The organism is Sphingomonas sp. Leaf10 (assembly GCF_001421245.1).
Lineage (GTDB): Bacteria > Pseudomonadota > Alphaproteobacteria > Sphingomonadales > Sphingomonadaceae > Sphingomonas.
Genome location: NZ_LMKE01000002.1, coordinates 234009 through 244193, shown reverse-complemented (window position 1 = coordinate 244193; position 10185 = coordinate 234009). Strand labels below are relative to the sequence as shown.

At 67.4% G+C, this 10185-nt stretch carries 6 protein-coding genes; 1 reads left to right on the top strand and 5 read right to left on the bottom strand.

Going from position 1 to position 10185, the window contains the following annotated elements; translation table 11 throughout:
- Window positions 1–266: 266 nt before the first annotated feature.
- A complete protein-coding gene (locus ASE59_RS05820; RefSeq protein ID WP_056453493.1) occupies window positions 267–1727 on the bottom strand; it encodes a globin-coupled sensor protein in 1461 nt (486 codons plus the stop codon).
- A gap of 112 nt (window positions 1728–1839) precedes the next feature.
- On the bottom strand, window positions 1840–2796 hold the full coding sequence (locus ASE59_RS05815) for an L-threonylcarbamoyladenylate synthase (RefSeq protein ID WP_200913163.1): 957 nt from the start codon (window positions 2794–2796) through the stop codon (window positions 1840–1842).
- Between the two features lie 45 nt (window positions 2797–2841).
- Between ASE59_RS05815 and ASE59_RS05810 the strand changes: the two genes are divergently transcribed.
- The gene (locus tag ASE59_RS05810) at window positions 2842–4563 is read left to right on the top strand and encodes an acyl-CoA dehydrogenase (protein ID WP_056453490.1); all 1722 of its coding nucleotides are present in this window, start codon (window positions 2842–2844) and stop codon (window positions 4561–4563) included.
- Here the strand turns inward: ASE59_RS05810 and ASE59_RS05805 are convergent.
- Genes ASE59_RS05805 through ASE59_RS05795 form a run of 3 tightly spaced genes read right to left on the bottom strand, consistent with a single transcriptional unit; the run spans window position 4560 to window position 10144 of the window.
- The gene (locus tag ASE59_RS05805) at window positions 4560–5558 is read right to left on the bottom strand and encodes a DUF2332 domain-containing protein (RefSeq protein WP_056453487.1); all 999 of its coding nucleotides are present in this window, start codon (window positions 5556–5558) and stop codon (window positions 4560–4562) included. The two genes, ASE59_RS05810 and ASE59_RS05805, sit on opposite strands and share 4 nt — an antisense overlap.
- 4 nt (window positions 5559–5562) lie before the next feature.
- Window positions 5563–7368 carry a methyl-accepting chemotaxis protein gene (locus ASE59_RS05800; RefSeq protein ID WP_056453484.1) on the bottom strand — a complete coding sequence of 602 codons (1806 nt, stop codon included), beginning with the start codon at window positions 7366–7368 and terminating at the stop codon, window positions 5563–5565.
- Window positions 7369–7405: 37 nt separating this feature from the next.
- Window positions 7406–10144 carry a TonB-dependent receptor gene (locus ASE59_RS05795; protein ID WP_056453481.1) on the bottom strand — a complete coding sequence of 913 codons (2739 nt, stop codon included), beginning with the start codon at window positions 10142–10144 and terminating at the stop codon, window positions 7406–7408.
- Window positions 10145–10185 lie beyond the last annotated feature (41 nt).

Sequence of the window (10185 nt, the reverse complement as noted above, 5' to 3'; positions counted from 1 at the left end):
ATCACCCTCGACATATTCCTCGCCAGAAAACGCCTGTTGAGTCCGAGGTGAACACTCCCCGCCTGCGCGGGGGTACGGCAAGTATGCGGTGGAGTGCGCGACGTTCGCAGAGGTCTTGCGAAGGCCGGGGTCCAGTTGGGAAGGCTTTCCGTTCGTTACGGACGTCCCCCATCTGGGCCCCGGCCTTCGCCGGGGTACGGACCGGCGACGTTCGCAGTGGTCACGGCTGCGCCGGGGTATGGATCGGGACCGCTAGTAGGGGAACGTCAGGCGACCGCCAGCCGCTGCTGCATCCGGTGCACTTCATTGCCGCCGCCGCTGCCGGCCCCGGCCAGCCTGAAGCGCGCCACTTCGGTCGCCAGCACCTCTGCCTCCTGCGCCAGCACGCGGGCGGCGGCGGTGGCTTCCTCGACCATCGCGGCGTTGCGCTGGGTGACGCTGTCCATTTCGGACACGGCGGTATTGACCTGTTGCAAGCCGACCGACTGCTGCGCCGCCGAAGTGGCGATGCCCGAGACGAGGTCGCTGATCTCGCCGATACGGCCGATGATCCGTTGCAGCGCCTGCCCCGTCGCATTGACCAGATCGACGCCGACATCGACCTGTTCGGACGACGCGAGAATGCGGGTCTTCACGTCCTTGGCCGCTTCGGCCGACCGCTGTGCCAGCGCGCGGACTTCGGACGCGACGACGGCAAAGCCCTTGCCCGCTTCCCCGGCGCGGGCCGCCTCGACCCCCGCGTTCAGCGCCAGCAGGTTCGTCTGGAACGAGATGCCGTCGATGACGCTGATGATCTCGCTGATCTCGGCCGACGATCGCTGGATGCCGCCCATGGCATCGACCGCGCGGCGGACGATCTTGCCCGATTCCTCCGCCTCGCCCCGCGCCTCGCCGACGATGCGGTCGGCGCGCGATGCGCCCTCGGCGGTCTGGCGGACGGTGCTGACGATCTGCTCCATCGCCGCCGCCGTTTCCTCAAGGCTCGCCGCCTGCTGCTCGGTACGCTGCGACAGGTCGTCGGACGCCTGGCGGATGTTGCCCGATCCGATGCGGATCTGTTCGCCCGAACGGGTGACCATGCCCAGCGTTTCGCACATCTGCCGACGCATCGCTTCGAAACTGTCGGCCAGCGCCTGATATTCGCGCGGCAGGCCGTTCAGCGACACGGTCAGGTCGCCATGCGCCATCCGTTCGAACGCCACCCCGCAGCGTTCGATGACCGCACGCCGCCCGGCCTGTTCCGCCTCGAAATAGGCGGCAAGCGCGATGTCCATGTCGATCAGCGACGCCTTGACCAATGCGGTCGCCGCCCGTGCACGGGCCCGCGCCCCGAATGGCCAGCCGATGCGCCCGAGCACCAGCCGGGGCAGGACATGTTCCAGCATCCGGGCATAGCCGCTGATATACCAGGTCGGCGCGAGGCCGATCCGGGCATGGACCTGACCGATGTTCGATGCGGCCGCCGCATAGTCGCGGTTGATCGGTCCCGAAAACAGCTTGCGCCAGTGTTCGAGCTGCTTGTCGCGGGCGTGGTCCATCCGCGCCGGCGACTGGAACATCGCGCTGATCGACGGCGTCGCCGCGATATGCCGGTACAGGCCGGCCAGCGCGGCGGGCGCATGCCGTTCGATGGCGCGCTTGACCCGTGGGAACGCGCCATAGCTGCGTTCGTCATAGGCAAAGGCGGCCAGTCTCTTGTCGAAGTCGATCTCGTCGGTTGCGCTCACAGTCGGTACCCTCCCGTACCGAACAGCTACCGGCAGAAGGTTAACGTTGCGTAGCTTGAAAAAACTGAATGTCGCGTAAGTCCACGTAATTTTTGCGCTTTATCGACGTAGATCAACCCCGGGTCGCCGCCCGGCGCAGCCGGTCGTTGATCGCGGCCCCCAACCCGTCATCGGGAATTCGCGCGACCGCGATCCCCGTCGCCGCCGACGCATCGGCGATGTGCAGCGCATCGAACAATCGTGCCGCCGCCTCGACCGGATCGCCGCCGGGCGACAGCGAATCGTCGCCGGCAACCGGACCGAAACCGATCAGCCATTCGCCGTCGCGTCGATCGGTGGCGTTCAGCCGGACCGGCTTCGACGGGGCATAATGGCTGGCGAGCTGTCCCGGCGCCTCGATCCCCGCCCCCGCCCCACCGACCGTTACGTCCAGCAACGCCGCCACCGCCGCGCGCGTCACCGGACCGGGCCGCAATTCGCGCACCTGCCCGTCGATGCAGGCGATGATCGTCGATTCGATCCCGCGCATCGTCGCCCCGGCATCGATGACCAGCGGGATGCGACCATCGAGGCTGCGCAGCACGTGCGCGGCGCGGGTCGGGCTGATCGATCCGCTGGCATTGGCCGAGGGCGCGGCGAGCGGGCGTCCGGTCCTTGCCAGCAATGCCTGCATCGCGTCATGCGCCGGCACCCGGATCGCGATGGTCGGCAGCCCGGCGGTCGCCAGCGCCGCGATCCCCGCCCCGTCGCGGACCGGCAGCACCAGCGTCAGCGGCCCCGGCCAGAACGCCCGGGCGAGCCGCAGCGCATGGTCGTCGAACGCCGCCAGCGCCTGCGCCGCCGCCAGCGTCGGCACATGGACGATCAGCGGGTTGAACCCCGGCCGCCCCTTCGCCGCATAGATGCCGGCGACCGCGCGCGAATCACCGGCGTCGGCGGCGAGGCCATAGACCGTCTCGGTCGGCACCGCGACGCAGCCGCCATCCGCGATCACCGCCGCCGCCGCGTCGATCGCCGCGATGCCGTACGGTAAGGTCACGGTGGCGATACGGGGGTTTGGAGCGGTCATGATTTGGGCGCTATACCGGCAAAAACAGGTAATCGAGAGAGGCAAATGGACCTGACCCCCGCCATCGCCGAACAGCGTTTCGCGCTGACCCATGCCGCCGGGATCGAGGCGCTGGCCGCCGAACCGCGCTTCGCTGATGCGACGCCCGACATGCTCGAAGCGATCCTGACCGGGATCGGCGCATTCGCGGGCGGCGAATGGCGGCCGCTCGACCGGATCGGCGACACGGTCGGCGCGCGCTGGACCGCCGATGGCGTGGTGATGCCCGATGGCTATCGCGCCGCCTATCAGGCCTATGTCGCGGGCGGCTGGGGCACCATCGGATCGCCGGCCGGGTTCGGCGGGCAGGGCCTGCCCTTTGCGGTCGCGACGGCGGTGCTGGAGACGCTGGGCACCGCCAATCTCGGCTTCGCGCTCGCGCCCACGCTGACGGTCGGTGCGATCGAGGCGCTGACCCATCATGGCAGCGCCGACCAACAGGCGCGCTATCTGCCGAAGCTGGCGACAGGCGAATGGACCGGCACGATGAACCTGACCGAGCCGCAGGCCGGATCGGACGTCGGCGCGCTGACCACGCGGGCGGAGCCGGCCGGCGACGGCAACTGGCGGATACGGGGCACGAAAATCTACATCTCGTTCGGCGATCACGACATGGCCGACAATATCGTCCACCTGGTGCTGGCCCGCACCCCCGGCGCGCCGGCGGGGACACGGGGCATCTCGCTGTTCCTCGTGCCCAAATACCGATTGGACGCCGATGGCAATCCGGGGGAGGCGAACGACGTCCGGGTGGTGTCGATCGAACACAAGATGGGGCTGCATGCCTCGCCCACCTGCGTGCTGTCGTTCGGCGATACCGGCGATTGCATCGGCGAGCTGATCGGCGCGGAGGGCGCGGGAATGCGCGCGATGTTCACGATGATGAACAACGCGCGGCTGAACGTCGGATTGCAGGGGGTGCAGGTGGCGGAGGCGGCGACGCAGCGCGCGGTCGCCTATGCCCGCGAACGTGTCCAGTCGGCACGGGCGTCGGCCGGTGGCGCGCCCGTTGCGATCATCGAGCATCCCGATGTGCGGCGGATGCTGCTCAGGATGACGGCGCAGACCATGGCCGGGCGGGCTTTGGTCTATTACGCCGCCGGGCAGGTCGATCGTGCGACGCTGGGGATCGAAGGGGCGAAGGCGCGGCTCGATCTGGTGACCCCGCTGGCCAAGGCGCATGGCACCGATATCGGCTGCGAGGTCGCAAGCATCGGCGTGCAGGTCCACGGCGGCATGGGCTATGTCGAGGAAACCGGCGCGGCACAGCATTACCGCGACGTCCGCATCACCCCGATCTATGAAGGGACCAACGGCATTCAGGCCGCCGATCTGGTCGGGCGCAAGCTGTCGGGCGACGGCGGTGCGGCGATCGATGCGCTGTTCGCCGACATGCGCGGCGAAGTCGAGCATGCGGCGCTCGGCGACCTGATCGGCGATACGCAGGCCGTCGCGCGCTGGATGCTGGAGGCGAGCGTCGACGACCGGCTGGCGGGCAGCTATCCGTTCCTGACGATGCTGTCGACCTGCGTGTGCGGCTGGCTGCTGGAACGGCAGGGGCGCGCGCTGGCCGGGGTCGACGACGCCGACTTCGTGGCGCGCAAACGAGCAGCAGTCACCTTCTACCTCGACCGGATCGTGCCCGAAGCGCGCGGCCTCGGCATGGCGGCGATGGCTGGGGCGGCCGGGCTGTACGGCCTGAGCGCCGAGCAGTTCGCAGCCGGTTAGCCGTGCCAGTCGATCCAGTGGCCATAGGCGTGACAGGTCGCCAGATGCCGGACCTCGCCATCGGGATAGGTGGTGAGCGTCAGGTGCACCGCGTCGCGCGCGTCGGTCCATTCGAAGCCGATGCGTGCCAGTGGATAGTCGGTCGCCGCCATCGCTTCGGTCACCGCCATTCGCGTCGCCGGACTGCAATATTGCAGCGCCATGGTGTGGATCACGACGCGACAGATGCTCTTCGCGGGCGGACGCGCCAGTTCGGCGGGTAGCCAACGTGCGATGTCGTCGCACGCGATCTGCGGCGGCAGTTCGCCGGCGATCGCCAGCGCATGGCGCAGCCGTTCGGCGCGTTCGGGCTCGTCGGCCCAGACATAGGCCATCAGCCGTTCGCGCGCCTGCGGATCGGCAGCGGCGAGCGGACGCAGGTCGACGCCGCGCGTCGCCACGATCTCGACCGGCCGCGCGACCGGCGCCGACCCGCGCCATTCGGGCACGATCCGCACCGGCGAATCGCGACGCCCGACCTGCACGCTACCCAGGTCATAGGCATAATGGACAAGGTTGAGGTTCAGGCCGGCACTCGCCCCGAGTTCAAGCAGTTCGACCGGCAGGTCGTGCACGCCCCGCAGCGTCATCAGCGCCGCCATGATCGCACCGGCGCGTCCGACCTCGTTGGTCTGCGGCGACTGTTGCATCCATTGCGCGATGAAGCCGTCCGCCGCCGCCATCGCATCGCCGATCACGCCATCGAAATCGCCGGTCCGCGTTGCATAGAGCGCGGCAAGCGCCGGATCGTCGCCGCGCCGCGCCAGCGCGTGGAGCGCCCCGTTGAACCGCATCGCCAGCGCATCGGCCGCGGGATCGCCCGGCCAGTCGGCGATCAGCGCTGCGGTACGCGGTGCGCGGGCGAGCTGACGCTCCCCCGCCCCCAATACCGCCGCGACGAACGCCGAGCCCAGGTCGCGAACGACCAGCGCATATTGCCCCAATGGACCCGGCATGTTCTTAGAACGCGTCCCAGTCGTCGCTCGCATTCACCGCGCGGCGCGGGGCCGGTTCGGGCGGCGCGACCCAGCGACGCTGCTGCTTGCGCGGCGTGAGTTTGGCGACGTTCGATGCCGCGCTGCCGTCGATCGCAAACGTCGCGACCGATCCGGCCAGCGCTTCCGCCTCCGATACCAGCTGGCGCGCGGCGGCGGAGGTCTGTTCGACCATCGCCGCATTCTGCTGCGTCATCGCGTCCATCTCGGCGATGGCGACGTTGATCTGGCCAAGGCTGGTCGCCTGATGATCCGACTGGCGCGCGATCGCGTCGATCGAACCGCCGACCGATGCCACCCGTTCGATGATCCGCGCCAGCGCCTGTCCGGTCTGCCCGACCAGCTGCACACCGGACTGGACATGGGTCGATGCCGACTGGACCTTGTTCTTCACCTCGGTCGCGGCATCGGCCGAACGCTGCGCCAGCGCGCGGACTTCGGATGCGACCACGGCAAAGCCCTTGCCCGCCTCGCCCGCACGCGCCGCCTCGACCCCGGCGTTCAGCGCCAGCAAATTGGTCTGGAAGGCGATACCGTCGATCAGGCTGATGATCTCGGCAATCTCGTTGCTGGCGCGTTCGATGCCGTGCATCGCATCGATCGCCTGCCGCACGATCGCGTCACCGCGTTCCGCCTCGGTCCGGGTATCGGCCATCGCGCTGCTGGCACCGGTCGCCGCTCCCGCGCCGTCGCGGATCGAGCGCGTCACCTCGTCCAGTGCCGACGAAGACTGCTGCAACGCCGCCGCCTCGCGCTCGGTCCGTTCGGCCAGGTCCATCGCCGCCTGCGAAATCTCGTTCGAGTTCAGCTTGATCGAATCGACGCTGCCCCGCACGTCGCCCAGCACCCGGCTGAGGCTGGAGGTCGCGTTGTTGAAATCGTCCGACAGCGTGCGGAAGGCGTCGGGCACATCGGCCACCCGCGCGGTCAGGTCCGCCTGCGACAGGCTGCGCAAGCCACCGCCGATCGCGGTCATCGCCGCCGCCCGGTCACGATCGTCGGCGACCTTCGCCGCCGCCGTATCACGGAATACCAGCACAGCGCGCGCCATGTCGCCCAGTTCGTCGCTGCGCCCCGCCGCGTCGACCGCGATATCGTGCCGCCCCGCCGCCAGATCGGCCATCGCCCGCGTCAGCGCGGAAATCGGCCGGGCAATCTGACGGCTCAGCATGACCGACAGCGCGATAGCGATTCCGATCAGCGCGACGCCGCCGATCGCCAGCGCGATCAGCGCGGTGGTGATCGCGCTGGCCTGCGCCGCCGAATTCGCCTCCATCGCCTCGGTCTCGGTCGCGCGCAACGCACGCAGCGGCAGCGCGACCTTGCTGACCAGCACCTTTTGCCCGGCGCCGCGCACTTCCTCCTGCGCGGCATCGCGGTCGCCGGCCTTCACCTTTGCGATCAGCCGGTCACCCCAGTTCCGCCGCCATGCCAGCGTTTCGCGACGCGCCTCCTCCAGCTGTTCCTTCTCGGACTGCACGGTCAGCATTTCCGCCAGCGCAGCCGCGGTCTCGTCGAATTCCTGCCGCCCTTCGTCATAGGATTTCAGATAGGTCGGATCGCCGGTGACCAGGAACCCGCGAAACTGGCTATTCTGGCGCAGGATCGAGGTTTCGAGGGTCAGCGCCTTCGCATAGACGTCCCGGCTGTGATTGTTCCGTTCGGTTGAACGCGCGATCATCATGATACTGGTAAAGAACACCAGCATCACCACCGCCGCCGACGCGATGACGGCAAGGAACGACAGCCCCAGCTTGCGAGGAATCTTCATGGGTTCAGTTCGTCCGTAACAGGCGTGAAAAGCATCGTCAGAACCGCGACCGCAGCGTGATGCCGTAGGTGCGCGGTTCGGCAAGGTAGGAAGAGATCACCGCATTGCCGACGCCGAAGGCGGGCGCACCGAAGCGCGTCACCTGCGACACGCTGCCCGCCCCCTGGAACGGTGCGGCGAAGGCGACCTGCTGATAATCGGTGTCGAGGATATTCTGCCCCCAGAACTCGATCGCCCAGCGCTGTTCGGGGCCGCGCAGGCCGATGCGCGCGTTCATCAGGAAGAAGCCGTCGAGCCGCTTTTCGGCGAACAGGTCCGACCCGGTGTTATAATCGCTAGTCAGGCGGCTATCGACATAGAACAGCGCGCTTAGGTTGCGACCGACCGGCGGGGTCCACACCGCCGAATTGGTGATGGTATGGCGCGGCGCGTTCGACATCTGATTGCCCGGCAACAGGAACAGCGCGGCGTTCAGCGGTTCGCCCGCCTCGCTGCCGACCAGATTGTCGCGATACTGGGTGTGGGCAAAGGTATAGCCGATGTTGAACGCGACATCGCGCGCCGGATAGGCGCCGGCTTCGAATTCGAAGCCCTGCGTAACCACACCCGCACCGACCTTGCCCGAGCAGGCGCCGGTCGCCGAGTTGTTGTCGCTATCGGCACCGCCCAGCGACTGGTCGCACGAACTGATGTTCTGGACGATGAAGTTGGTGCCGTTGAAGGTGTTCAGCTGGAAATTGCGGAAAGCGGAGCGGAACGCGGCAAGGTTCGCGGTGAACTTTGCCGAGCTGTATTTGACGCCGATTTCCAGCGCCTGCACCGTTTCCGGGTCGAAGCGCAAGTTGCGCGCCGCCGCCGCCGTCGGCGTGGTGAACACCGTCGCCGACAGGTCGGACCGGTCGAGGTTGTAGCCGCCCGCCTTGTACCCGCGTGCGTACGATGCATAGAGCAGCGTGCTTGGCACCGGCTTCCACGACAGCACGGTCGTACCGGTCACCTGTCCTTCGCTCAGCTTGTCGCGTATCGGCACGCCGGTCAGCGCAGACGTGGAATTGCCGGTACAGGTGAGCGTGACGATGCCGGCCGCCAACGACCGCAGCGTCGCGTTGCTGCTGCCGAGCAGCGGTGCCATCGCCGCCTGCTGACCCGGGCAGACGGTGTTGTTGTTGACGAAGCTGGCATCTTGCGACTTCTGTTCATGCGTATAGCGCAGACCGCCGGTCAGGTTGAGCGTGTCGGTCACCTTGAAGATATTGTGGGTGAAGAACGCATAGTTGCTGCTGGTCTGGTCATAGACGTCGCGGACGCTGCCCAGATCGTTCAGCGTGCTCAGCCGGTCGATCCCGCCGATGATCTGCATGCCGACCGCCGGGGTCAGCGCCGCGCGTCCGGTCGCACTCAGACAGCCGCTCGCCGCCGGATTGCGCAGCGCCGCCAGCGGGTTGATCGTCGCGACGACCCGGCACGCCGCGAACGCGCCATATTGGGTGCCGAAGCGGAGATTATCGACGACCTGCAGATCTTCGTGCGCATAATAGCCGCCGACCATCCAGTCGAGACGGTTGTTAAACAGCCCGCCGCTCAGACGCGTTTCCTGCGTGAACGTGCGGAATTGGCGGTACGCGTTACCGTCGTCGGGACGATAGGCGATGTCGACATTGCCGTAATCGATATCGGCCGCGCCGCCGGCCTTATATTCGCGATACGCGCTGATCGAGATGAGCTGGAGGTTGGAGAAGGTCCAGCCGATGCGCGCCGACGCACCGTAATCGGTGGTGATGTTGCCGTACGCCCGCCCGCGCGTATTGGTGATACGGCGGTTATAGGGATCGCCGTCGCTTGGCAGCACGCCGCCTAGGCTCTGCAGGATCGACACGATCCGGTTCTGCGCCGATGGTGTGTAGTCGCCCGCGACACCCGGGGTCGGATCAATCTTTTCCTGCGTGTTGATATAGACCGCCCCGCAGCACTTCTCGTCGCGATGCGTATAGTCGCCGATCAGCCGGATCGAGAAATTGTCGACCGGTTTGAAGAATAGCTGCCCGCGCACGAAGTAGCGATTGCGGTCGTTGTAATCGGTATCGTTGACGACATCGCGGTAGAAGCCGTCACGCTTGCCGACGACGCCATCCACACGGAACGCCAGCTTGTCGGCAACGATCGGGCCGGTCAGCGCGCCGGCAAGGCGCACTGCGTTGAAGTTGCCATAGCTCGCCTCGCCATAGCCGCCGAAGTCGAACGAGGGATATTTGGTATAGATGCTGATCGCGCCGGCCGACGAATTGCGGCCCGACAGCGTGCCCTGCGGCCCGCGCAGCACTTCGATACGCTCGACCTCGCCCAGATCATTGAGGCCCGAACCGGTACGGCTGCGATAGACGCCGTCGATGAACACCGCGACCGAACTTTCGAGGCCGGGATTGTCGCCGACGGTGCCGATGCCGCGCAGGCGCGCCGACGCGTTCGCTTCGGAACCGGTGGAGGACACGATCAGCGACGGCGACAATTGCGCCATCTGGCGAATGTCGGTCGCGCCGGAATTCTGGAGCGCGGCGGTGCTATAGGCGCTGACCGCGATCGGCACGTTCGACAGGCGTTGCGAGCGCCGAGTCGCCGTGACGACGATGTCGGAGGTGTTGGCCGACTCCTCCTCGCCTGCCTTCGTATCGGGCTTCTCGCCCGCCTTGGTAATGACGCCGCGCAGCCCCTGCGCCGCGGCCGGACCTGCGACCACTACGCATGCGGCCGCCGCCAGCAGATAGCCCGATTTCCGCATCACATCCCCCATCCGCACCGATAGCTTCAGGACAAAAGCAA

What these genes read in the sequence shown, in the direction of transcription:
- ASE59_RS05815 (WP_200913163.1), bottom strand. Translation starts at nt 2,796, where the DNA reads ATGACCGCTCCAAACCCCCGTATCGCCACCGTGACCTTACCGTACGGC.
- ASE59_RS05810 (WP_056453490.1), top strand. Translation starts at nt 2,842, where the DNA reads ATGGACCTGACCCCCGCCATCGCCGAACAGCGTTTCGCGCTGACCCAT.
- ASE59_RS05805 (WP_056453487.1), bottom strand. Translation starts at nt 5,558, where the DNA reads ATGCCGGGTCCATTGGGGCAATATGCGCTGGTCGTTCGCGACCTGGGC.
- ASE59_RS05800 (WP_056453484.1), bottom strand. Translation starts at nt 7,368, where the DNA reads ATGAAGATTCCTCGCAAGCTGGGGCTGTCGTTCCTTGCCGTCATCGCG.
- ASE59_RS05795 (WP_056453481.1), bottom strand. Translation starts at nt 10,144, where the DNA reads ATGCGGAAATCGGGCTATCTGCTGGCGGCGGCCGCATGCGTAGTGGTC.